Genomic DNA, 26,613 nt, shown 5'->3' on the forward strand with positions numbered 1-26,613 from the left:
TCAAACGATTCATGTCTCCACTTGCCAGGGATATCCTCGAGGATATCCTGCCACTTACTGCTGCGCAGGAGGGTATCCTGTTTCATCACCTGTCGGCCCCGGGATCGGGTGTGTATTTCCAGCAAACCGTGCTTAGGTTGACCGGCAGGCTGGACCAGGCCATCTTCCGCGAGGCCGTCAACCAGCTGGTGCAGCAGCAGGAAGGATTGAGGATCGTATTCCGCTGGCAGGACCTGAAGAAACCGGTACAGGTATTATTGAAACAACATGAGTTGCCGCTCCGTTTTTTTGACAGCGGGACCAACCTTCCGGAACTATTGGAGGAGGATGCCGCCAGGGGCATCAGCATAGAAGAACACCCGGTGAGGATGATGGTGGTATCCCATTCGGTACAGGAGCATACCCTGGTCATCAGTTTTCACCATATGGCATTGGATGGCTGGAGTTTTGGACTGCTGGTAAAACATCTGTTGCGCATCTACAGCGATTGCCTGCACGGTCATACCGAAGCAGCGACCATTACTACCCATAAAGTGATCAGGAACTACCTGCAGTATATTCAAAACCGGGACAGGCAGGAAGAAGCCCTTTTCTGGAAAGAACAATTGGCTGGCTTCAGCGCGGCCACCCATCAACCTTATCAACGCCAGCAGACAAACAGTGGGGTAGGGCGCTGGTCCATGCAGCTCGACGGTGGCTTGATGGACAGCCTGCAGCTGTATACCAAACAGCACCGCGTATCTGTGGCCAGTATCTTTTATGCGGCCTGGGCAATCCTGTTGCACAACAGTACCGGCGAGGCATCCATCACCTTTGGTACGACCACGGCCGGCAGGCCTACACAGGTACAAGGCATCGGGCACACCATCGGCATGTTCATCAATACCTTGCCCTTCCACCTGGTGATCGACCCTCAACAAACCATCAGCGCATTTTTGAACCAGGTCAACAATACCATCCCCGTACTTTTCGAATATGGGCTGGCTTCCCTTTCGGAGATCAAAACCTATGCAGGCTTAGACACACGGGAAACCCTGTTCAATACCTTATGTGTGATTGAAAACTATCCATTGGACCTTGGTCAGGATACAGGGCTCACCGTACAGTCATTTGAAACATTCGAGCAAACCAATTATGATATCACCCTGTCTGTGCTGCCATTTCAGCCGCAGGGGCAGCTGCTGTTTTCCTATAAAAAGAAAAATGTTGACCAGGATGCTATTGAACGCATGGGGCAGCAGCTGGGTTTTATTTGCGCCTGTTTGATCAAAGAGGCCGGCACCCAACCCCTCCATGCATTGGATCAAGGCGGGCTTATCAACACCAGCGGCAGGGCCTTGAACAATAACGCCCGCCCTGATAGTACCACTTCAGCGACCACGCACCTGCCAGCGAAGCAGGAAGCAACATGGCCGGTACAGGAAGATGATAAAGTATTGAACCAGGTGATGGCCGTCTGCCGCGAAGTATTGCAGGTGCAGCAGGTGAGGCCCACCGATAATTTCTTCCGGATACGCGGCGACTCTATCAAGGCCATCAGGGTACTCTCCCTGCTCAGGAAGGCCGGGTATCGGGTTGACATGGACGATATACTAGAGTTTCCCGTATTGCAGGAGCTGGCCATGGTGATCAGCCGGGCCAACACCCGGGTTCAACAGGAACCGGAGCATGGAACCATGAAGGTCAATGCCATCCAATCAAATTTCTTTGCAGTCGATCATCAACATATCAACTGGTACAACCAGGCCATTGTTCTCACCTTACAACAACCTTTTCCGAAAGGATACCTGCAACCCATCGTAGCTGCCCTTACAGAGCACCATGATGTTTTCAGGCTAAGGTTTCGATATGTAAACGGACAAGTTAACTGTCAATACGCCGAAACAGCCAGCACCATTGAACCAGCCGATTTTGATATGGCAGCTGCTCCCGACCAGGCGGCTGCTTTGAAGACCATCCTGGATGCCTTGCATGCAGGACTACACCTGCAAAATGGCCCACTGGCCAGGTTTGGCCTCATCAGGACGAATACAGGCACATTGCTGGCGATGGTAATGCATCATCTTATTACTGACGGTGTTTCCTGGAGAATACTACTGGATGATCTCCAGCAATTGTTGCAGCAATTACAGGAAGGCACGGCATTGCGTTTGTCCAATAAGTCAACCTCCTTTGGTACTTATCTCGCAACACTCCACCAGGAGATCAGCAAAGGAGCATTTGATGCCGAAATGCCTTATTGGGAAAATATACTGGCACAGGCATATGATCTCTTATGGGAAGAACAACAGACTTCCTATACCTATAAAGACCTGCACCGCGTCGTAAACAGGTGGGAGCCTGCCCTGACGCAGCAGGTAGAGCATATTAACCTGAAGTTGGGAACTACTGCCAATGAAGTACTGATCGCCGCACTGGGCATGGCCTTACAACAGTTGTTCCCCGTGCAGCAACTCACCATCCACCTGGAAGGGCATGGCAGAACGGAGTTGGCGCCCGGCCTTGATCTCAGCAGAACAGTAGGATGGTTTACGGCCCTGTTCCCCGTACATATAGATCTGCGCCAGGCGCACCAGCTATTAACCTATGTAAGAACGGTGAAGGAGGCTATTAAAACCGTACCGGGCAATGGCGAAGGATTTGGGGTATTACAACGGCTATCCGGTAAATTCCCTGCCTACCGCAGTCCGCAGGTTTGCTTCAATTACCTGGGCGATTTCTCTGCTTCCACTGATACTAGTCATTTTAGTGCTTCGTTAGATGAGACAGGCGCCTGGTATGCCCGGGAAAGAAATATACAACACCCACTGGAAGTATTCGCCTTCCTCAATGGTGACCAAACCATTTCCTGCACAGTCGATTTCATACCCGGCTTGCTGCCCGGCGAAAAAGTACAGGAACTATTGCAGCTCGTGCAGGCAGCTATTACCATCATCCATGAAGCATGTGCAGATATCGTCAACCGGCTTCCTTCTCCATCAGACTTTACCTTTCCCGGCATTCAGCTGGAGGTGCTCGACAGGTTATTGACCGGGCCCGTTACCCTGAAGGATATATATGAACTGAGTCCCACACAGGAAGCACTGGTGCACCATTACCGCAAAACGGGCAACAGGAATGATTATGTGATCAATGCCAACCTCTTGCTGAAGGGCAGGGTCGATGTAGATATTTTGGAGCAAGCATTTGATATGCTGATCAGTCGACACGATATACTGCGCACTACTTTCCGGGATGACCTGGAACCGGGGCAAACTGTACAACTGGTACAGACCATACACAACGCCAGCCTTGACCGGCGGCAGCTGGATGCTACCGATCCCGCCCATCTGCAGCAGATCATACAAGAGGTAGATGCAACAGGAAGAGCAGCCGTACAGGATATTTTTTCTTCCACACCCAATATCCGGGCGGCTTTGCTACAGGTTACCGACAATGAATACCGCTTGTCTTTTTACTACCATCATATACTGGCCGATGGCTGGACGGCTGCGGTGCTGCTGAATGAATTGTTTACCATTTACCATCTCTTGCAGCAGCACAAAGACCCTGCGCTGGAATTGGAAGCAGCACCTCCTTATCAATTCTATATTAAATGGTTGAGAAAGATAGACCAGGCCGCTGCCGCCCGTTATTGGAAAAGATACCTGCAGGAATTTGAAGAGCCCTTTGCCTTCAGGACGTATAACCAGCCAGCCGTCGGAAGAGAAATGGCCTTGCTTACTGTTTATTGCGCTTACCCCGAAGGACAGCCCATACAGAACCTATTGCAGCAATCAGGTTGCACCCTGTACCATTATCTTCAGACTGTGTGGGCTTTGCTGCTTTCCCGGCTTTCAGGCAACAATGATATCCTGTTTGGACAGGTCGTGTCGGGCAGGCCGCCCATTGCCGGGGCCGATCAAATGACCGGGCTTTTTATCAATACCCTGCCCAAGCGGGTGCAACTGGAAGAAACAATGAGCCTGATGGAGCTGATGAAAGCAGTAGCCAGGGATGAAGCGGCCACCGCAGGGTTTCATTATTTCCCCTTGGCCGATATCCTTCGGCAAACACCCCATAAGGAAAACCTGTTCTCCCATATCATCGTATTTGAAAACCAATATCAGTTGCTGGACATGGAAGGGACTGGTACAGACGATACCCTGCGGGTGGTGAGCTTTGAAGGCAATGACCCCAACCCTTATCCGGTATGCATTGTGTTTACAGAAGCGGGCAAGGCGCTAAAAATTGAATGGCGCTTCGATAAGCATCAATATGACGAAGGGTATATGGAGCAATTGCTCCGCGATTTCCAACAGCTGTTCCAGACAGCCCATACTTATCAGCACACACCCATAGCGCAATTGCTATATGATCAAAGCGGGAAGGTCGATCTTCCTTTGCTTACTACACAGCACCTATAATATTGACAAAACAATAAAGACTGTATTATGGAAATACAACACCATACTGTAGAACAGGTGGAGGGATGGTCTGTGGGCCGGCTCGACCAGTTTGAAGGTTTTACTTCACCACTGGTGGTAACACCCACTGCGGGGCCTGACCTGCGGGAATATTTTGAAGCACACCGGCCACTGATCAAAGAGGAATTGCACAGATCGGGCGCTATCCTGTTCCGCGACTGGCGCGTGAACACCGCTGCCGACTTTTATGAAGTGATGAGCGCCTTCAGCGATCAGACGCTGGATTACACACAGCGCACCTCGCCCCGTTCGCAGGTGATCAATAAAGTGTATACTTCTACCGATTATCCACCTGATCAGGAAATACAACCGCACAATGAATCTTCCTATGCTTTTACATGGCCCCTGGTGATTGCCTTTTTCTGTCTTACCGAACCGGCTACCGGAGGCGAAACGCCCATCACCGATAACCGGGAAATGGTAAAGCACCTGTCACAAAGCACCATTGAACTGCTGGAGAAAAAAGGCGTGAGTTACACAAGGAATATGCTCGATTGGCTGGGCCTCTCCTGGCAGGAAGTATACCAAACTGATGATAAACATAAAGTAGAGGCCTTACTGAAGAAAGATGGCATCCACTTCCAATGGGTAGATGAATCCCACCTGCGCATCAACTGGCATCGCCCCGCTTTTCAAATGCACCCCGTGCTGCAAACCAAAGGATGGTTTAACCATGCTTACTTCTATCACCGGCTCAATCAGGATCCCCGGTTGCTGGATCTGGTGGAGGAGACTGATCTGCCGTTCATCATCCGGCTGGGCGATCAATCGGAGATCACAGAGGCCGTTTACAATGAATTGAAACAGGCCTACAAGGCCGCTACCATCACCTTTCCCTGGAAGAAAGGCGATGTACTGATCCTCGACAATATGCTGTTCTCCCATGCGAGAAAGCCCTTCACCGGTCAGCGGAAAATACTGGTATCCATGGCCGAGCCGGTGAGGTTTGAACAACTTGTCTGACAACCCATACAACTATAAATACCCGGACGTGAGCAGAATACCACAACCAGCAATATCCTATGCCCAGGAGCGTACCTGGCAGGCCATTGGTGCAGGGCAAGCCCCTTGTTCCAATATACCTGTCCTGGTTGCTTTGAAAGGTGCGATTGACAGGCAGCAACTGGAAGCCGCTTTATGGCAGGTGCTCAACAGCGCTGCTGTAGTAAGCGCAGGTTTCCGGGAGGAAGCAGGCAAACTGGAAGCCTTTACCGGTCCGCAGTTTGATGAGCCGCTTTCCATTACAACAGCCGCCTCCTTCAAAGAAGCCAGGGAACTGGCCATACCATTTGTACTGGCTCCATTTGATGTGCAGCAAGGAAGACTGGTGAGGTATACACTCTACCGCATCCACCAGGAAGATCATTATCTGCTGGCGCTATCCTTTCACAGGCTGGTGTGCGATCCCTGGTCCGTGCGCATATTGCTCGATCAATTGGTGCAAGTGTTGGATGGAAAGGGTACAGCACCCGCACAGCCGATCTCCTTTTTCGACTTTGCCCGCTGGCAGAAAAGCATTCCTGAAGATGCCATTAACAATTTATATGCTTATTGGAAAAGGAAACTGCACAACAACATCGAGCCCTTGTCCTTGTTTAATGACCTGCCCCGGAGAATAACATCTATCTATACACCTCAACAGACTGAAGTCACGATCAGTGGTGCAAGTTATGCCCGGCTAACGCATTTTCTGAAAGTACAGCCCTCCGACAAACGGGATTTTTTCCTGGCTGTGTTTACCATTTTGCTGCACAACTATTGCCGTCAGGAAAGCGTGATCTGTGGTTTACCCGTTCCCAACAGGGAAGTGAAGGGTACGGAAACACTGATAGGGCCGGTAGCCAATTTACTGCCCATCAACACAAAGATCAGCCGGGAGGAGAAATGGTCGGACCTGCTGAAGAAGATCACCCTCACCACATCCAATGCCCTGCAATACCAGTCACTGCCTTATGAAGTGCTGGTCAACAAACTGAACCCGGTAAAAGAAGCCGTACGATCTCCGCTATTTGATGTACTGTTTCGTTTTGAAGAAGCCTACAATGCAAAAGCGATTAATGACTCCGTGGAATTGACTGTATACCCGCTGCATGCAGCCCTCGACAGATACGACCTGGATGTATTGGTGACTGAGAACCCTGCCGAAGGTCATTGCAGGCTCCAGCTTTGTTACAATGCCGGTTATTACAGCGAAGCATTGATGCGGCAATTCATCAGGCACTACCAGCAGCTCATCCATACGATCATCGAACAAGGCGACCGGGAGATCGGCTACTACCAATATATTACAGCCGTGGAACAGGATACCATCCTGCACCATTGGAATAAGCGGAATATTTCCTATCCCGCAGACACGCATATCATCATGCATTTTAAAAATGCTGTAACCCATTATCCCGAACGCACCGCCATTTCTTTCAACGATCAATCCCTTACTTACCGGGACCTGGATCAGTTATCGGATGCATTGGCTGTACAACTCATTGGCCAGCCTTCCCACAATGATCAGCTGATAGGATTGCTGAGTGAACGCTCCATCGAACTGATCGTGGGTATCCTGGCCATTTTAAAAGCCGGCAAGGCCTATCTGCCGCTGGACCCCGGCCTTCCCGTAAACCGGTTGAATTACCTGGTGGCTGATAGCCGCATCGACCTGCTGCTGGTATATGAACAGGAGAGCAGGCCGGCGCCTGACCTGCCCGGCAAAAAGATCAGGATCGACCTGGCCACACTGCGTAATGAGCCGGCTAAAGTATATGCCTGGCCCATAAAACCCGATAGCCTGGCTTATGTGCTCTACACCTCCGGCACCACCGGCAACCCCAAAGGGGTGATGATCGGGCATGAACAGGTAGTGAGACTGTTCTTTCATGAAGGAACGTATTTTGATTTCCGGGAAACTGATGTATGGTCCATGTTCTTCACCTGCTCCTTCGACTTTTCAGTCTGGGAGATATGGGGTGCGTTGTTTTATGGAGGCGAACTGGTCATTGTGCCCCGCGAAGTGACCATGAACCAGGAAGCATTCACCCGCCTGCTGATCGATAAGCAGGTCACGATCCTCAACCAGACTCCTACTTCATTTTACAGCCTTTCCAAAACCATACTGGCCCATCAGCAGCCCGGCGCTCTCGCTGTAAGAAAGATCATATTTGGGGGAGAAGCCCTCAATCCCGCGAAGCTGGCAGATTTCCGGAAGCAGTACCCGGCTACACAGCTTATCAATATGTATGGTATTACAGAGACCACCGTGCACAATACCTACAAAGAGATCACCCACCAGGAAATAACCGCTGGCGCTTCCAATATCGGCACACCATTACCCACTGTCAATATATACCTGCTGGATGCTGCTATGAAACTGGTGCCGCCTGGCGTAGCCGGAGAAATGTATATAGGCGGCAAGGGCCTGGCCAAAGGGTATTGGGGAAAAGAGGATCTCACCCTTGCTAAGTTTATTCCCCATCCCTGGGCCACCGGGGAGAAGTTATACAAAACAGGTGACCTGGCCCGCTGGCTGAGCCATGGTGAACTGGAGTTCCTGGGCAGGATTGACAACCAGATACAGATCAGGGGTTACCGGGTAGAGTTGGAAGAGGTGCTGGCTGTGCTTTTACGCACAGAGCAATTGCGTGATGTGTTTGTGTGCGCCCGGGGGGAAGATACCGATAAAATTATTTATGCCTATGTGGTGGACGACCGCCAGGTGAACACACAACAGATCAGGACCAACCTGGCCGCTCATTTGCCTGGCTATATGATACCCGGCATCATCATCCAGGTAGATGACTTTCCACTTACGTCCAACGGGAAAATAGCCATTGATGCTTTACCCTTGCAGGAAGCTACCGCACAGGATAGCATGGCACTGCCGGAGAACCCCATAGAAGAGCAGCTGCTGCAACTGTTTGCCGAAGTATTGAACCTGAAGAAAGACCGGATCAGTACTACCCGCAGTTTCTTCGACCTCGGCGGGCATTCCCTCAAAGCCACCCGGCTGGTCAATAAAATAAAGGACAGGCTGGGCGTGGAGTTGCGGGTAACAACCATATTCGACAATCCCGATGTGAAAGGATTGGCCCAACAGATCGGCCTTACAAAGACAAAGGCCATTCCCCTCACGAAAGCGCCTGTGCGGGAATATTACCCCTTGTCACCTTCTCAGCGAAGGATCTATATCCTGCAAAAAATGTATGAGGATGCCTTTCTGTACCATATCTCCAATGTATATAAGCTGCAGCAGGTTGACCTGCAAAAGCTGCGTAACGCACTCAACCAACTGGTGCTTCGGCATGAAGCCTTGAGAACCCGCTTTGATATCCGGGAGAATATACCCGTACAGATCATAGAGGAAAATGTCCAGCTGCTGCCTGATGAACTATACTGTAAGCAAGCGGCATTACAACAGGTCATCCAACAATGGATAAAACCCTTCGACCTGGCAACGGCTCCCTTGATGCGCGTAGCCTTCCTCCATACTGACGAGGGTAATCAATACCTGGTATTCAACCTGCACCATATTATTACCGATGGTATCTCCAATGCTGTCTTCCTCCGCGATTTTGTATCCCTGTACAAAGGAGAAACATTGCCGGCACTGCCATTTCAGTTCAAAGATTTTTCAACCTGGGTACATGCACAGCAATCCGGTGAGCAATGGAGCAACAGCAAGGCATTCTGGTTAAATAAATTTGCCGGTGAACTACCCGACCTGGCCCTGCCGCTGGACTTCAAAAGACCTATGGTCAAAGACTTCTCTGGTTCCTTTCAGTCTTGCGATATTGATAAGACCACGACACATCAAATACAAGCTGTTTGCCGGCAGCTGGGCATCAGCGCCTTTAGTTTCCTGTTGACGGCTTACCTGTTGCTCCTTAGAAAAGTAACCGGTCAGGAAGACATCGTAGTGGGTTCACCAGGCGCTGGCCGGTATTTCGAAGGTTTGCAGGATACCACCGGTATTTTTATCAATGTGCTGGCGCACCGCAATCATCCTATTGGCAATAAACGGTGTGATGCCTTTATGCAGGAGGTCAACAAACATTCGCTGGACATATTGCAGCACCAGGATTACCAGTTTGAAGACCTGGTAGATCAGTTGGTGAAGGTGCGCGACACCAGCAGAAGCCCCTTGTTCGATGTGATGTTCGATTACCACAATGAAGAGAACCTCGCCAATGAAATTGCGTTGGAAGGCGTGCAGGTAGCCAATGAGGAAGCAGGTTTTACAAGAAGCACTTCTATGTTTGACCTCAACCTCCATGTGTACGAGCACAAAGATCATTTCCGGTGCGAGCTGGATTATTCCACCCAGTTATTCAAGCCAGGCACCATTGCTTCCATGGTGGATATGCTGGTGAATATTATCCGGGAACTGGCCGCCCATCCACAGCAGACCATCGCTGCCATCGAACCGCTTTCACTGGAAGAAAGACACAGGATACTCTTTGATCTTAACGATACCAAAAGATCATTCAATGATAAACTGTTGCTGCACCAATGTTTTGAGCAGGTAGCAGCCCTGCAGCCCGATGCCATGGCCGTCATTTGCCAGGGTGAGGTGCTTACCTATGGCGCGCTGAACCGGCTGGCCAATAAACTGGCCCATGCTTTACGTCAGCAAGAACTGGCCATCGAAGGCTGCGTGGCCATCATGATGGACCGGAGCCTGGAAATGGTGCCTGCCGTGATGGGGGTATTAAAAGCCGGTGGTATGTACGTACCCATTGAACCCCACCTGCCCGATAATCGGATAGAGACCCTGATCTCGTTGCTCAATATCCGGTATATGATTACCACCACCGGTCAGTTGCAGCGGGCGCAGCACATCTTCAGCGCTGCCGGTGAAGACAAGAAACTCTTTTGTATAGAAGTGTATGCCGCTGTCACGGGGCAGGAGGGCGCTTCCTTATCCTATATACCGGTACATCCCGGTACTGCCTGGAGCGAGGAGAACCTGCCTGCCAACACCACGCCAGATCATCATGCTTATGTGATATTCACTTCCGGCTCTACTGGGGTACCCAAAGGCGTGATGGTAAAACACAAACCTGTGGTTAATGTGATCGAGTGGGTAAATCGCGAATTGAAAGTGACACCGGAAGACAAACTATTGTTCATCACTTCCCTCGGCTTCGATCTTTCAGTGTATGATATCTTCGGCACCCTGGCAGCAGGCGCCATGATCAGGCTGGTTACCCGCGAAGAGATGGAAAATCAGGAAACCCTGTTAAAGATCATTAACGAAGAACAGATCACCATATGGGATTCTGCACCGGCCGCTATACAACAGCTGTTGCCAGAGCTGGCCACCACCAATACCAGCCAGTCTACCCTCCGGCTGATCATGCTCAGCGGTGATTGGATACCCGTTGCTTTGCCCGATGTAGTGAGAAAGCATTTTAAAGCCTGCGAAGTGATCAGCCTGGGTGGCGCCACAGAAGCCGCCATCTGGTCCAACTATTACCGGATCGGCGCCGTAGACCCCAACTGGGCCAGTATCCCTTATGGCAAGCCCATTCAGAATGCCAGATACTATGTACTGGATGCCTATGCCATGCCTTGCCCCATAGGCATTCCCGGCGATCTTTATATTGGAGGCGATTGCCTGGCTACCGGCTATATCGGCGATAAAGCATTGACGGAAAAGAAATTCATTCCCAATCCATTTGTACAGGGAGAGAAGATGTACCTGACCGGTGATACCGCCCGGTGGATGGCAGATGGCAATATGGAGTTCCTGGGAAGAAAAGATACACAGGTAAAAATAAGGGGGCACCGCATCGAACTGGGAGAGATTGAATCCTGTTTCAGAAAGTGTACCGGTCTTACCGAAATACTGGCCATCCCCGTTGCCCTTGGCGGTGCCGCCAGCGACAAACAACTCTGTGTCTATTATTGCAGCGAACAGGACTGGGATAAAAATGAGCTGAAAGCCAGGATGGGGCAGGAGCTGCCTGCCTATATGGTACCGGCATATTTTGTGCGGCTCGATAGATTCCCCGTCAACCAGAATGGAAAGGTAGACCGGAAGAAGCTGCCTGCACCTCATGCAGAGCAGGAAAGAAAACAGGCGCCTGTTGTGCTCAACGCAGTACACCAAAAGCTGATCGCCATTTGTGCCGATACCTTACAGCTGCCGGTAGAGAAGATCGATATACGCGATAATTTCTTTGAACTGGGTGGCCATTCCCTCAACAGTACTTATTTCCTCAACAGGGTGCGCAGTGAATTTGGAGTGCGGGTGCCCCTCGTTGATTTCTTCCGGCAGGACTCCTTGCTGGAGCTGGCCAATAGCCTGCCCGCCGATGTCCTTACACCGGTATCCTCCCTGCCACGTACGCTGCAAAAAGAGTATTACAACCTTTCTTCCGCCCAACTCAGGTTGCTGATCCTGCACCAGCTTGATTCAGATAATATTGGATATGGCTTCAATATTCCGCTGGTATTCAATATAGACGGCGTACTCGATATTGAAAGAGTAAACCAGGTATTCAGGCAACTGATCAACCGGCACGAATCACTCAGGACCTCCTTTCACATCGTAGCAGAAACGCCCGTACAAAGAATTCATGCACAGGTAAACTTTGCAGTAGAGACCATCTCCGTAGCATCAACAACCGATACAGAAGGAGCAATAAAAGACTTTATCAGGGGCTTCGATCTGCAACAGGCGCCATTACTCCGGGCAGGCGTGGTATACCACCAGCAATCTCCGGTGGCCATGATCATCGATATGCACCATATCATATCCGATGGCGTATCACAACAGGTATTGGCCGCTGAGTTCATGGACCTTTATACCGGTAAGGAATTAGCGCCGCTGGCCTTGCAGTATAAAGATTATGCCGAATGGCAGTTCAGCGAGAAGCGCTCTGCTGCTATGGAAAAACAAAAGCAGTTTTGGATAAACCAGTTTGCCCGGGAGCCACAATACATAGAACTGCCCACCGATTTTCAACAGGGGGCCATCCGCCAGTATACCGGCAGGACAAGCCGTTTTATGATCCCCAAAGACCAAGCCGCCAGGCTCTACCAGTTGGCAGGCGATTCCGGGGGTACATTATTCACCACCTTGCTGGCCATGCTCAATATCCTGTTGGCTAAACTATCCGGACAGCAGGATATCACTATCGGTACCGTAACAGCCGGCCGGAACAATGCTGACCTCGAAAAAATAACAGGTATCTTCCTCAATACCCTGGCAATGAGGAATTACCCGGCCGGAGAGCTTTCACTCAATACCTTCCTTAGCAGCGTAGCCGCCAATACCCTGCAGGCATTTGATCACCAGGATTATCCCTACGAATCATTGGTGAATGAACTGAAGCTGGGCAGGAATAGTTTTCAGAACCCACTCTTCAATGTTGTATTCATCCTGCAGAATATGGGCAAGCCTGCATGGAGTATTCCCGGGCTGCGACTGGAGGCCATCAACTTCGACTACGGCATATCAAAAATGGATATGACATTTATCTGTACCGAACAGGAAGAAGCACTCTACTTTGACCTCGAATACAGCACCACCTTATTTAAAGAAGCAACCATTCAACGGTTCATTCAATATTTTACCACGATCATAGATCAGGCCTGCGCTACGCCCCATATGACGATCGGCGAGATCAACTTACTGGATCAGGCAGCCAGGGACATGATCATCAAAACATTCAACAATACCCGGCAGCCCATCAACCGGGATGCGTGTTATCACCAATTGTTTGAGCAGTGGGTGCATGCCACACCAGGCGCCATCGCCTGCATACACAATGAGGCTACCATTACCTATGAGCAGCTGAACGGGCTGGCCAACCGGCTGGCAGCCTGGATGGTAAAACAGGGCGCAGCGCCCGGCAAGGTGGTAGCCATATGTTTCAACAGGGGCATTGAATTGCTGGCCGCCATCATGGGTGTGCTTAAAACAGGCGCCAGTTATATAGCCATCGATACCGAATACCCCGCCAAAAGGATCGGCGATATCCTCGCACAGAGCGAGGCCGGCATAGCCATCGTACAGCAGGATATGGCTGCCACTTTCAACAAGCTGCGCGAAGAGACGCCCACGCTTACAACCATCCTGAGTGCGGATGACCTGGCAGCGCTGCACCGGGCCCTTGGTGACTACCCGGCCCATGACCTAACTATTCGTTTCGATACCGATACCACGGCTTATATCATTTATACTTCCGGTACCACCGGCAAGCCCAAGGGCATTATGGTACACCAGCTCGGCATGCTGAACCATATGTACGCGCTCATAAGCAGATTGGGTATTACTGACAAAGATGTCATGGCCCAAACAGCTTCCTGCAGCTCCGATATTTTTGTGGTGCAATTACTGATGACCCTCATTACCGGGGGCGCCGTATGCATCATTGATAAAGAAGATGTGCTCGATCCTGTGCGGCTGCAAAGCATCATGAATGCAGCGCGCATTACCCTCATGGAAATTGTACCTTCCCTGCTTACCGTCTTCCTGGAAACCTTGTCCAAACGCAGCGACTACCAGCTCCATAGTTTACGCGCCATGCTGTCGATGGGAGAATCATTGAAATCCCTTTCCGCCCGCAAATGGTATGACCTCTATCCGCAGATTGACCTGTACAATGCTTATGGTCCCGCAGAAGCATCGGATGATGTATCACTGTTTAAAATAGACCCGGCACAAATAGTTGCCGATGCCCCGGTATCCATCGGGTACCCCCTCGACAACCTGCATATCTATATCATGGATAGCCACCTCAACTTATGTCCCATTGGGGTATTGGGCGAGATCTGTGTATCGGGCATTGCGGTAGGAAAAGGTTATTGGAGAGAAGAAGAGAAGACCAGGGCAGTATTTGTAGAGAACCCTTTGTTTGCTTACATCGGTGATGAGGATTACCGCATGCTCTACAAGACCGGCGACCTGGGTTACTGGCAACCCGACGGATCACTCATTTTCGATAAACGCAAAGACCATATGGTGAAGATCAGGGGATTCAGGGTGGAGCCCGGCGATATTGAAAATGCCCTGCTCAACCTGACCTCCATCAAAGAAGCTATCGTCATCGACCGGCAATATGAGAATGGCACCAAATACCTCTGCGCTTATTATGTGTCGGATGAACAACCCGATCGCAGCTGGATCAGGCAGCAATTGCTGGCCGTATTGCCCGGCTATATGGTGCCTTCCTATTTTATCCAAATGGATAAACTGCCCATCACTGCCAATGATAAGATAGACCGCAAAGCCCTGCCGGCACCCGATACAGGATCGGGCATGGAGAATCCCGAAAAGACCATCCTGGGGCCTGCTACAGCTACAGAAGCCATCCTGGTGCCCATCTGGCGGTCTGTATTGGGCATTGATGCTATCGGTACAGATCAGGGTTTCTTCGATTTTGGGGGCGATTCCATCAAAGCCATCAACCTGCGCAGCAGGATGGAAGCCAGCGGGCTGGCAGTAAGCATCAAAGATATTTACCAGTATACCTCTATCAGGGACCTGGCCGCCCGGGTGGATGAGAAAATAAAGAGCATCACGGATATGCCGGAAAAGAAACCGGCGCCCCTGCGGGAACCTGTGGCCACCGCAGGCCGTTTTGATTACAACGAGCTGACAGAAGAAGACCTCGATTCTATATTCGAATAATCACTCCCGCTTCAAATACCAATTGAGATGGAATACAAAGAAATGGTTTACTCACCGGCGCCTGTTGTCACACCCCAGGGTGAAGCCACACAGGACATGGTAAGAACGATCTCCGGTAATATATCCCATGAGCTGTTCCTCAACGAATTTGTAAAGAAAGGAAAGCCGGTGCTGTTGAAAGGCGCCGTGGCCGATTGGCATGCCAGCAAACATTGGGATATGGAATATTTTAAGCACCTGCCCACCGATCCGCTGCTCTCGGTTAAAAAAGCAACCATTGTAGAAGGAGAAACAGAGAAGATACACCTGAGCGACTATGTGCGCCTGTTGGAAACCTGCAGTCAGCCAGGTGCCGCCACCACAAAACCGCCCTACCTGCATGATGTGGCCATGTTTGGTATCATACCCGAACTCACCAATGACGTATCATCACCCATCATCAAAAACTACCTGCCTGCCTTCTATCATGAGCACTGGTGGAAATATGTACAGTTCTTCATGAGCATCAAAGGCCATATAACACCCCTGCATTTTGACACCCTCATCACCCACAACCTGTTCTTCCAGGTAAAGGGCAAAAAGCGGTTCACCCTTATTGATGCCAGTCAGCGTAACGATTGTTATATGAAGAAGTGGCGATGGGCGCAGGTAGATCCCAAAGCCCCGGCGCTGGACAAATACCCCGCCTATGCCAAAGTAACCCCGATGGTGGTGGAGGTGGAAGGCGGTGATATCCTGTATATGCCGGCTGGTATGCTGCACCATGTAGAAAGTCTAGGTTTCAGTATCTCTTTCAATATCGACTGGCATTCCAGGCGGAGTGTGCTGAAAGGAATGCTGTCCCGCCTGAAAGGCTCGCCCACAGAAAACCTGCGATACAATTTCCTGCTATTCCTGGCCATTTGGTGCAAGGTGCCCGAGAAATACATCTGGCCTTATTACAAAAGCTACCTCAATTATATCTCCTGATGGCGTTAGCCCCTTTAGGGCTATCGCTTTGTAGCAAACATTTTCTAAAGGTTTTGTGCGCTGTAGGCGCACCCCTCGGAGCGTCACCTACGGGCGCCGCATTGAACACACACAACATGTTTCTACAAAGTTGTTGCACCTAACGGCGCAAAAAACGCTCTCTAACGGGGGACGAAAGTTTCATTAAAATCATTAAACTAAACTCTTGTCATATGGATCTTGAAAAATACCACCTGGCCCAGGGGCCTGCGATCAGAACGGAAACAATTCCCGGTGAAAAGGCCAAACAACTGCTGGACGCCCAGGAAAAATATGAAAGCAATAACCGGAGTTATCCCCGGAGTTTCCCGCTGGCCCCCAAAAGAGCAAAAGGCACCATTATAGAAGATGTGGATGGCAACCAGTACATGGATTTCTTTTCCCTTTGCGGCGTGGTCAATGTGGGCCATGGCAATGAAGATGTATTAACAGCCACCAGAGCCCAGTTGGAAGAACTGATCCATGCGATGGACTTTCCCACCGAAACCAAACTGGCCTATATCAGGAACCTGAATCAACACCTGCCGGAATCACTGAACGGCAAGGTTAAAATAAACTTCTGTGGCCCTACCGGGGCCGATGCAGTGGAAGCCGCCATGAAGCTGGCGCGGCTGCATACCAAAAGAAACCTTATTATTTCCTTCCAGGGGTCATACCATGGCATGACAACAGGGGCGCTTAGCGTGACCAGTAACCGCAATAGTCGAAAGGGACTGGCCGTGCTCAACCAGGGGCATCATTTTGCCCCATTCAGTTACTGCTACCGGTGCCCGTATGGCAAAGAACCCGACTCCTGTAAGATCGAATGCGCTTCCCACCTGAGAAACTTATTGGAAAATCCGCATTCCGGCATTGATAAACCAGCCGCCGTATTGATGGAACCCATACAGGGAGAAGGCGGCATCGTAATCCCCAAAGCAGCATTTCACCAGGAAGTAAGGAATATATGTGATGAGCATGGCGTGATGTTGATCCACGACGAAGTGCAGGCAGGATTCTACAGGACCGGCAAAATGCTTTCTTCCGAACATTTTGGCGTAACACCCGATGTAGTCACCATGTCCAAAGGAGTGGGAGGGATCGGCATGCCCTGCGCCCTGCTGGTGATCAAAAAAGAATTTGATACCTGGGGCGGCGGTACCCACGCAGGAACATTCAGGGGCCACCAGGTAAGTATGGCTGCCGGCAATGCAGCCCTGCATTTTATTGAAGAGCACCAGATCAGTCAATACGTAACAGAAGCAGGCGCTTTATTATTCGATGGACTGAATACTATTAAGAAGCAATCACCTTTTATCGGAGAGGTAAGGGGCGCAGGCCTGTTCCTCGGTGTGGAGTTTGTAAAGAATAAAAAAACAAAAGAGCCCTGGCCCGAATACTGCGTACGGCTGCGCCAGCGCCTGTTTGAGAATGGCGTGCTGATAGAAGTAGGCGGTTATTACTCCAACGTGATCCGGATATTACCGCCGTTGATCACCACCAGGAATATGTTGAACACCTTCCTGGAAATATTCGACCGTGTAAATAGCGAAATAGCAAAAGAATACCTCGACAAAGTAGCAATACCTGTATAAGATGGCCGGCATTTATACCAAAGAGAACATCAGCAATATCTATTCCCTCAGTCCCATGCAGGAAGGGATGTTCATTGACCTGAAACTATTTCCTCATTCAACGTCTTATACCCAGCAGGTGTGTTTTGTTATTCAGGGCCATTTTGAGATGGACCGGCTGTACAAGGGCATAGATTTCCTGTTGGAGAGACATGATATACTGCGTACCATCTTCGTGGAAACGAAGCAGGGAAAACTGTTGCAGGTAGTATTGAAAAAGCAGGTGGCGGAGGTCCGGTACCTCGATGCCAGCCACCTGCCTGCACCGCAGGAAAAGATCAACAGTATACAGGAAGAAGCCTATAACCGGCCATTCGACCTGTCGAAAGGGCCTTTGATCAGGGTGCAGGTAATCAAAAGAGCACAGGAGGAGCATATAGTCCTGCTCACCTTCCAGCATATTATACTGGATGGGTGGAGCCTGTATACCTTGCTGCATGAGTTGTTGTACTGTTATCAAAATGGCAGCGAACAGGGCCTGAAAACAGCCACCCCTTTTGTGGAATACATCCGGTGGATCGGGTGTAAAAGTCAGGAAGAGAATGCTGCTTACTGGAAGCAGTACCTGGCCGGGTATACCAGGCCATCAACCATACCCATCACACGCGTTGTTGACATGGGCCAGTTTCAGCCGGCTGATCACCTGATCAGTATGGACAGCGAACTGATGGAGAAGCTGCGGCAATATGCCCAACAATGTAAAGTAACTCCTTACAATATCATCCTTACCTGCTGGGCATTTGTATTGTCGAAATTCAACAATACCGATGAAGTGGTATTGGGTACCGTGACCGCTGGCCGCAATGCAGAAATACCAGGCATTAAGGAGATCGTAGGTGTTACTGCCAATACCATTCCCGTAAGGGTGAGGTTTCCGGCCCATGCCCGTATGCAGGACGTGATCCGCCAGGTGCAGCTGGAAGCTATCGGCAATGAATCACATCACTATATGTCCTTGGCCGCTATACAATCTTATTCACCGTTGAGACAGGAACTGTTTGACCATATTTTCATCTATGAGAATATTGAATGGACAGATGTAGCCGAAGGCACGGCCTTGCAGGCCGGTATGGAGATCAGGAATTTCCAGGTGCATGGCCGCACGCACTACAACCTGGAAATTACCGTATACCCGCTTGAACAATATATTAAACTGCTGTATAACGAACTGGTCATCGACGGCGATCTTATCCGGGCCATTGGATCCCACCTGATGGAAGTACTGGACGCCGTGATCAATGATACCGGTATCAGGGTCGATAGCATCATGCAGGCTTCCACCCAACCAGTGGAAACCGACACAGCAGACTTCATGGACTTTTGATGACACTATTATGTCTTTGAAAATAACCAACGAGAAAGGATTACTGCACCTGGCTGCCAGCCGGTTGAACAAGGAAAAAGCATTCTGGGAAGGGTGGCTGGGCCAAGACTACCAGAAAAGCGTGATGCCGGCCGACCTGTTTCGCCAGGGTGAAAAAGTTTTTAAGGAAATAACTTTTAGTTATCCGGCAGCGTTGGAGCAGGCGATCGATCAACTGACCAATAAGCAGGACACCAGGCTGCGCATCTTTTATGCAGCCGTGGTCTGCTTACTGGTACACAAATTCACCAATGAAACGAAGGTGGCTTTCGCCATTCCCAACCATGAGCACGATCCCTCCGTGCCCGACTCGCCATTCCTCGTATTGCGGATAGACCTCGATGCTGCCTGGACCCTGCGGCAATTGCTGAACCAGGTAAAAAATGCTTACCTGCAGGTGCTTGACCACCGGGCCTATCCCCTGGAAATATTTGAAGAACCGGGAAACAATGCCACCCTGTTTGATATTTTCCTGGCCGTACAGGACCAGCCCGAAAACATAACAGGACACAGCATCAGGGGCAACCTGTTGTTCTCCCTGCAATCGGCAGGCGGCGCCCTGCAATACAATGCCAATACTTATACCGAAAGCAAAGCAGCTTCCATGGCGAGGTACCTGCAGCACATGACAGCCCTGGTGCTCAACCACCTCGACACGCCCATCGGCACATTGGAGATCATCCTGCCGGAAGAAAAACAACGCCTGATGCAGGTATTCAATGCCACGAACGTACCCTTTGACAGGAACAAACTTTTGATAGATTGCTTCAGGGAGACTGTACAACGTTTCCCGGCCAGGATAGCTGTTTCCCACAATCAAGGCAGCATCACGTACCAGCAGCTGCAACACCGGTCGGCACAACTGGCACAGTTGCTTTCCCAAGGCAACGTAAGAAAAGAGGTAACGGTGGCAGTATTGTTCGATCGTTCCATTGATTTTGTGGTGTGCCTCCTCGCCATCATAAAGACAGGCGCTGCCTTTGTAGGTATCGATACCGATATGCCCGTCAACAGGATGCTGACCATTTTGCAGGATGCAGGAGCCGCCTGGCTCATAACCAATAACAGTTTTATTACTGATGCCGCATTCATAGAAAGTTTGTCTGCCACTTCCATAACTACCGTATTGAGTATAGATCCACTGCAGGACCTTGAAACCAAAACAAAGACATTCCCATTCCATATACTTGATATCAATGCCGTGGATCAACAGCCGGTCATTGATCCCGATGTGCGCATAGAGCCCGATGACCTTTGCTACCAGGTGTTTTCTTCTGGTTCTACCGGAAAACCCAAAGGCATTCTACTGCACCACCTGGGCATGATCAACCATTTCAACGGTCTTATCAGGCAACTGGCCATCACTGAACAAGATGTTATGGCGCAGACCGCTTCCTGCAGTTTCGATATTTATGTGCTGCAAATGCTGATGCCCCTGGTAGCGGGAGCAAGGATCCATATAATGGAAAGATCGGTATTGCTCGATCCCGCAGCCCTCTTTACCATGGTGACCGAAGAGACAGTAACCCTGCTCGAACTCGTGCCTTCCCATATCCAGGTATTGCTGAACTATGTACAGGATAGTCCAGCCAGTCATTTCTCCAGCCTCCGTTACCTGGTGTCGAATGGAGAACAACTCAAAACCAGTCTGGCCCAAAAATGGTTTGCCAGCTTTCCGGCCATACCTGTTGTCAATGCTTACGGACCTGCTGAAGCCTCCGATGATGTGTCTATACACATCATAACGAAAGCCGACGAATCACTCCCTATAGTACCTATTGGCAGACCATTGGATAATATACAGCTGTATACTGTTGACCGTTTCCACCAGCTTACACCCCTGGGCGTGGAAGGAGAACTTTGTGTGGCCGGTGTAGCAGTAGGGAAGGGCTACCTGCACGATCCGGTAAAGACCGGCAAGGCCTTTGTCAACAATCCCTTTATACAGGATATACAGGCAAACAGGGATGATTATGTCAGGATGTACAAAACAGGCGATACAGCCCTGTGGCAGGAAGACGGGACCTTGCTCTACAAAGGCAGGACCGACTTTATGGTCAAAATACGTGGCGTACGAATTGAGCTGGCCGAAGTGGAAGCCGTGTTGATGAAGTACAAGACCATCGCCAATGTATGTGTGACCGACTATACCCACCAGGATGAAAAGATACTGTGTGCTTATTTTGAAGAAGCATCCCCTACTGATCTTGGCGACCTCGACAGCTTCCTGCGATCTGAACTGCCCGACACCATGATCCCCGCCTGCCTCATAAAACTGGATAAGATTCCCTGCAATGACAATGGCAAGGTTGATCGTAGCAAACTGCCTGCTCCCACACCCGGAGCATCTACTTCCGACCTCGATCTTACCCAAGCGCCCATCAAAAAACTATGGGATATCTGGAAAGAAGTATTGGGCTCCGATGGCGCAGGTATTACCCTGGAGTCTAACTTTTTCCAGCTGGGTGGCCATTCCCTGACCGCCATACAGCTGGTAGCCCATATCAACCGGAAGTTCAGCATCAACCTGTCCATTGTACAGGTGTTCAAATTGAGGACCTTTGGCGCTATCGCCGGCCTCATAGCAGCCATGCAGGAAGCCGCACCTGTGGTATTGAAAAAAGCAGACCCAAAACCGTATTACCACGTTTCTTCAGCACAAAGAAGGTTTTACATACACCACCGTTTGTATCCGGAAGACCTGAGTTATAACTGTCCGCAATTCTGCATCATCAAAGGACACCTGGATGCCGGAAGAGTGAAGCAGGCTTTTGAACAACTCATGGCCGCACACGAAATATTCAGGACCTCATTTATGGTAATAGATAACCTGCCCAGGCAGGTGGTGCATGAACAGATTGCATTTGATGTATTGTATTCCGAATGCAGGCCGGAAGAGCTCGATCAGCATATGGCAGGTTTTGTATATCCCTTTGACCTCGACAAGCCAGGCCTGCTGCGCGTGCAGCTGGTCAAATACCGCGAAGACGAACACCTGCTGTTTGTAGACATGCACCATATCATCTCCGATGAATTGTCGGACCAGATCGTACTGCAGGACTTTCAGAAAGCATATGCCGGTCAGACCATCACAGCCCCCGCCATTCAATACAAGGATTATGCAGAATGGGAATACGCCCAATTGACTACCAACAAATGGGTTAAGCTGGAGCAATACTGGCTGCAACAATTTGCCACCCTGCCTGCCGAATTGCAGCTGCCTTATGACCAGGAGGAGATCAATACCGGCATTACCACCGGCAATGATGTTACGATACAATTAACACGCGAAGAATACCGGGCCATCCATGCCATTTTACAACAAACAGCCACCACGCCCTTTGCATTTTTCCTGACCGTGTTTAACCTGGTACTGAAAAACATTACCGGTAGCCATGATATTGTGGTGGGCACACCCGTGGCGGGAAGGGAGGACATTGCTTTGCAACGCGTAGTAGGCCTCTTCCTCAATCAACTGGCTCTGCGCAATGACCTGGCGAAGGCAACCACCTTTCCCGAATTATTGTTGCAGGTAAAGGAGAATACCCTGGCCGCCCTCGCAGCACAAGTTTATCCCTTCGATGTATTGACCGCAAAACTGGGCTTACAGGGCAGGTGGAAAGAAACCCCTTTGTACAAAGTAATGTTTGCCCACCTCCGGAGAAGCAGCCAGTCCATGGTGATGGATGGCCTGGAGCTTAGTCCCTATCCAGTAGCACATCATACTGCCAAAGCCGCCTTACAACTTACCATCCTGGAAAACGACCAAAGTTTCGAACTCGTGCTCACCGTCGATGCAGGATTGTTTACAGAAGCGACTGCCAGCAACTTATTGCAGTACTGCAAACAAGTACTGGACAGCATCATAAAGGATACTGACATAACCCTGGCAGCCATTCCATTGCCCGAAGCAGAAGGGCTGGTAAGGAAAGCCGACCTGAAAAGACGGGCGCTTACTTTCTAACTATGCATTATCTATTGATTAACATCCACATACCGGCACTATGATAGAATCAAGAGCAAATCAATACTGGCTCCGCAAGCTGAGCTTCGATCAACCCACCGCTTCCATTCCTGTTGAGTATGATGCCGGCAACGGATCATCCACCGGCGTGTATTCGTTTACCTTTACCCAGGAACAAAACCAGCTGCTGCAAGCATTCGCCGGCGGTCTGGTATTGAAATGGCAGATCATATTTACGGCAGCTACCGCCTTGTTGCTGCACAGGTATACCGGCCTGCCCCTGATCAGGATGGCCACACCGGTTGATCAAAGCGATGATCCTGCTACACAGGGTATCCTCATTCCATTGGAACTGGATATAGCCAATGCTGCCAGCTTTCGCCACTTGCTTCAAACCACCAGGGACTTGCTGGTAGAAGGATTGTTTCACCAACAATATGATGCGGCTGTATTGCAGGAAAAGATGAATAGCAACGGCCAGCATCCACTGTATGAGGTGGTTACCGTATTTACCAATATACAGGGCAGGGTAGAAGAGTTGTTTCCCGGCAATAACCTGCTGCTGAGTTTTACCTATGAACCTACCGGTTGTACCGGCCAACTGCTCTACAACCAACATGATTACAGTGAACTTTATATCAGCGATATCGTCAACAACTTATTGAATTACCTGGTGGCTGTATTGCAGCATCCCGATGAGCCGCTGGATTCCGTGCTATCTGCCACGCCGGTGACCTGGCCTGATACAATAGGCGCGGTGGAGGCTTTATTCACTGAACAATTTCAAGCAGTCGTAAAAGCCAACCCGGAGAAGATAGCAGTAGTAAAGGGCACGCACGCCATGACCTATGAGACGATCGATCAGCGTTCCGGCCAACTGGCCCGTTACCTGTTGCAGCATACAAGCGGGGCGAAGGCACGCATAGCTATATGCATGCATAATTCTGTAGAGACCGTGCTGAGTATCCTGGGCATTCTCAAAGCCGGATTTACTTTTGTACCCATTGATAGTTCCCTCCCGGCAGAAAGAATAGCTTTTATCCTGCAGGACAGTGCGCCGGAGATCATGCTTACCAGCGGAGTGCTTAACAATCATGCATTTCCTGCCGGGCTGAAGGTGACAGACCTGGCCGACCTTTCTTTGCTGGATGAATATGAAACAGGCCGTCCGGGCATTGGCATTTCCCCGACCGACGCCTGTTATATCATGTACACCTCCGGCACCAGTGGTGCGCCCAAAGGAGTGATCGTTACCCACGCTTCCCTCATGAATTATCTTCGTTGGGCGGCAGCACAATATACCGGCAACGGTCAGCAGCTGTCCTCCTTTGCTTTCTTTACCTCTATCTCATTCGACCTTACCATTACTTCTATATTGGTACCCCTCATCGCAGCAGGGTCTGTAAATAGCTATACCGGTCAGGAGCCTGCCGATATGCTGGCAACCATCCTGGCAGACAACAAAACGGGAGTATTGAAACTAACCCCTTCGCATTTGCGCTTACTGGCAGCTGTGCTAAAAGAGCGGACAGATATACAACCACAACATTCCCTCATACATACATTCATTGTAGGAGGAGAAACATTGCACACCGCATTGGCGCAGGAGATCGCCGGTTATTTCCCACAGGCTGCTATCTATAATGAATATGGTCCTACAGAAGCGACGGTGGGCTGCATGATCCACCGGTACAGCCCCGAGGATGATCGGTATGCTGCCGTGCCCATTGGCAAGCCCATCAGCAACACCCATTTGTTCCTGCTCGATGAAAAGGGAAAGACTGTGCCCGATGGAGCTACTGGTGAACTATACGTTGGCGGCGCCTGCCTGAGCCAGGGCTATCTTAACAACGAGGAATTAACAGCTCTGAAATTTGTTTGCCCTGTAAAGGGATCATCCGCTACTTACTACCGTACCGGCGACCTGGCCAAAAAACTGCCCGGCGGCCTGTACTCTTATATCGGCCGAAAGGATACCCAGGTAAAAATAAATGGTTACCGCATTGAGCCCGGCGAGATAGAGAACTATGCACGTAAACATCCCGCCATCAGCGATACCACTGTCATTTGTAAAATGGATAATGCACAATCACCCCTCATCATATTGTATTATGTGGCCGATCAGGCATTACCCGAAGCAGTCATCACCGGATTCCTTGCCGGTTTCCTGCCCGCGTACATGATGCCCCACCAACTGATAGCCGTACCTGCCATACCCCTCAATGCCAATGGCAAAGCCGATACCAGGCTGCTGCCCGGTGCACCTGCCAGCAAGCAGGCCATCGACCTGCCAGTGACGGATACGGAGAAAAAGTTACACGCTATCTGGAAAAAACACCTGACCACTGAGCAGTTCGGCATTAACGATAACTTTTATACACTGGGTGGCGACTCCATCAAATCACTGGGATTGATGAATGAGATCAATAAGGCCTTTGGCATCAACCTCCAGATAAGGGATCTCTATGTATTAAAGACCATCAGGAACCTGGCCGATCACCTGACCCAACGATATGGCCCGGCGCTGGCACAGACAATGACAACAACAGCAACACCCAAAGAAACCGAAAAGGACCTCATTGCCGACGAGATCAGCCGGCTTAAGCAGGAGATACTGGATAACATGTAAACTCAAAAAAAGCTACCACACACAAACCTGCCCGCCATGGAACTCATAGATATACTGGAGCACTTACACACCAGGGTTACCGCCAACCGCCTGCTCATTGAAAACGGACACAACAGGCAGGAAGTAATGAACAGTTTGTTTGACCACTCCTTCGATGCGTACAATACCCACTTAACGAGAAATGTGAAAAAGCTGGCAGGGTATTTCCTGGTTGAGGAGAATGCTCCCTATAATGAGTTTACACAAGGACTACAGGCCATTATGAATAATGTCAATGATATGGACATGATCGAATACACAAAGATCGAGGAACAGTCCCTGTTCGATCAGCAACATGGCATTAAGACCTCCGGCGTGTTGTGGCCGCTGGAAATGGAAGAGGAGATCAACCTGGAAAAATGGAGATACATGGCGCGTTATGTGCCCAGTCCCGTCAATGCTTTGCGTTTGTTGTTTGACCACCTGCCCGGTCTGGGCATCTATTACAAGGACTATACGTTTGTGGATGTAGGCTCAGGCATGGGCCGGGGTTTACTGTTGGCGTCCCATTATCCTTTTAAAGCAATTAAGGGTGTGGAAATAGCCAGGCAACTGGATGCCATTGCCCGCAATAATATCGCGGTATATGATCACCCCGGTCAGCAATGCAGGAATATCCAAACCTATAATATGGATATCCTCGACTTCGATGTAATGGAAAAGGAAAACCGCATTTACTATTTCTGGGAGCCTTTCACCGACGAAATATTCAATGCCTTCCTGCTGAAACTACTGGAGTCCGTGCAACTGATCGACCACAAGATATTCCTGGTATTCCTGGGCAGACCCTATCCGGCCCTGGGCGATTCAGACGTATTCAAGCACCGGGATGTATTGATTACCACCGATAAGGCAACAGCCAACGATTATTTTTTACTCTTCATCTATTCCAATTGAAGTG

General features: G+C 50.1%; 9 protein-coding genes. All 9 read left to right on the forward strand.

Annotation, left to right across the window (positions count from 1 at the left end; all coding sequences use genetic code 11):
- Positions 1–11: 11 nt before the first annotated feature.
- On the forward strand, positions 12–4,406 hold the full coding sequence (locus tag D3H65_RS06700; protein ID WP_119049519.1) for a condensation domain-containing protein: 4,395 nt from the start codon (positions 12–14) through the stop codon (positions 4,404–4,406).
- Positions 4,407–4,433: 27 nt separating this feature from the next.
- A complete protein-coding gene (locus tag D3H65_RS06705; protein WP_119049520.1) occupies positions 4,434–5,429 on the forward strand; it encodes a TauD/TfdA family dioxygenase in 996 nt (331 codons plus the stop codon).
- A gap of 28 nt (positions 5,430–5,457) precedes the next feature.
- Complete coding sequence (locus D3H65_RS06710; protein ID WP_162915454.1) at positions 5,458–15,096, forward strand: non-ribosomal peptide synthetase; 9,639 nt, start codon at positions 5,458–5,460, stop codon at positions 15,094–15,096.
- Between the two features lie 27 nt (positions 15,097–15,123).
- Positions 15,124–16,065, forward strand: coding sequence for a cupin-like domain-containing protein (locus D3H65_RS06715; protein WP_119049522.1), 942 nt, complete (start codon positions 15,124–15,126; stop codon positions 16,063–16,065).
- Positions 16,066–16,277: 212 nt separating this feature from the next.
- Entirely contained in the window at positions 16,278–17,678 is a 1,401-nt protein-coding gene (locus tag D3H65_RS06720) for an aspartate aminotransferase family protein (protein ID WP_119049523.1), read from the forward strand.
- Between the two features lies 1 nt (position 17,679).
- Positions 17,680–19,041 carry a condensation domain-containing protein gene (locus tag D3H65_RS06725; RefSeq protein ID WP_119049524.1) on the forward strand — a complete coding sequence of 454 codons (1,362 nt, stop codon included), beginning with the start codon at positions 17,680–17,682 and terminating at the stop codon, positions 19,039–19,041.
- 10 nt (positions 19,042–19,051) lie between these two features.
- Positions 19,052–23,044 carry a non-ribosomal peptide synthetase gene (locus D3H65_RS06730; RefSeq protein ID WP_162915455.1) on the forward strand — a complete coding sequence of 1,331 codons (3,993 nt, stop codon included), beginning with the start codon at positions 19,052–19,054 and terminating at the stop codon, positions 23,042–23,044.
- Between the two features lie 40 nt (positions 23,045–23,084).
- Positions 23,085–25,673, forward strand: coding sequence for a non-ribosomal peptide synthetase (locus D3H65_RS06735; RefSeq protein WP_119049526.1), 2,589 nt, complete (start codon positions 23,085–23,087; stop codon positions 25,671–25,673).
- Positions 25,674–25,709: 36 nt separating this feature from the next.
- Positions 25,710–26,609 (forward strand): hypothetical protein, encoded by a 900-nt coding sequence (locus tag D3H65_RS06740; protein ID WP_119049527.1) that lies wholly within the window; start codon positions 25,710–25,712, stop codon positions 26,607–26,609.
- Positions 26,610–26,613: the final 4 nt, after the last annotated feature.

It is taken from the genome of Paraflavitalea soli (assembly GCF_003555545.1).
Lineage (GTDB): Bacteria > Bacteroidota > Bacteroidia > Chitinophagales > Chitinophagaceae > Paraflavitalea > Paraflavitalea soli.

Excerpts from the sequence above, each read along its gene's own strand:
- D3H65_RS06700 (WP_119049519.1), top strand. The coding sequence starts at position 12 with ATGTCTCCACTTGCCAGGGATATCCTCGAGGATATCCTGCCACTTACT.
- D3H65_RS06705 (WP_119049520.1), top strand. The coding sequence starts at position 4,434 with ATGGAAATACAACACCATACTGTAGAACAGGTGGAGGGATGGTCTGTG.
- D3H65_RS06715 (WP_119049522.1), top strand. The coding sequence starts at position 15,124 with ATGGAATACAAAGAAATGGTTTACTCACCGGCGCCTGTTGTCACACCC.
- D3H65_RS06720 (WP_119049523.1), top strand. The coding sequence starts at position 16,278 with ATGGATCTTGAAAAATACCACCTGGCCCAGGGGCCTGCGATCAGAACG.
- D3H65_RS06725 (WP_119049524.1), top strand. The coding sequence starts at position 17,680 with ATGGCCGGCATTTATACCAAAGAGAACATCAGCAATATCTATTCCCTC.
- D3H65_RS06730 (WP_162915455.1), top strand. The coding sequence starts at position 19,052 with ATGTCTTTGAAAATAACCAACGAGAAAGGATTACTGCACCTGGCTGCC.
- D3H65_RS06735 (WP_119049526.1), top strand. The coding sequence starts at position 23,085 with ATGATAGAATCAAGAGCAAATCAATACTGGCTCCGCAAGCTGAGCTTC.
- D3H65_RS06740 (WP_119049527.1), top strand. The coding sequence starts at position 25,710 with ATGGAACTCATAGATATACTGGAGCACTTACACACCAGGGTTACCGCC.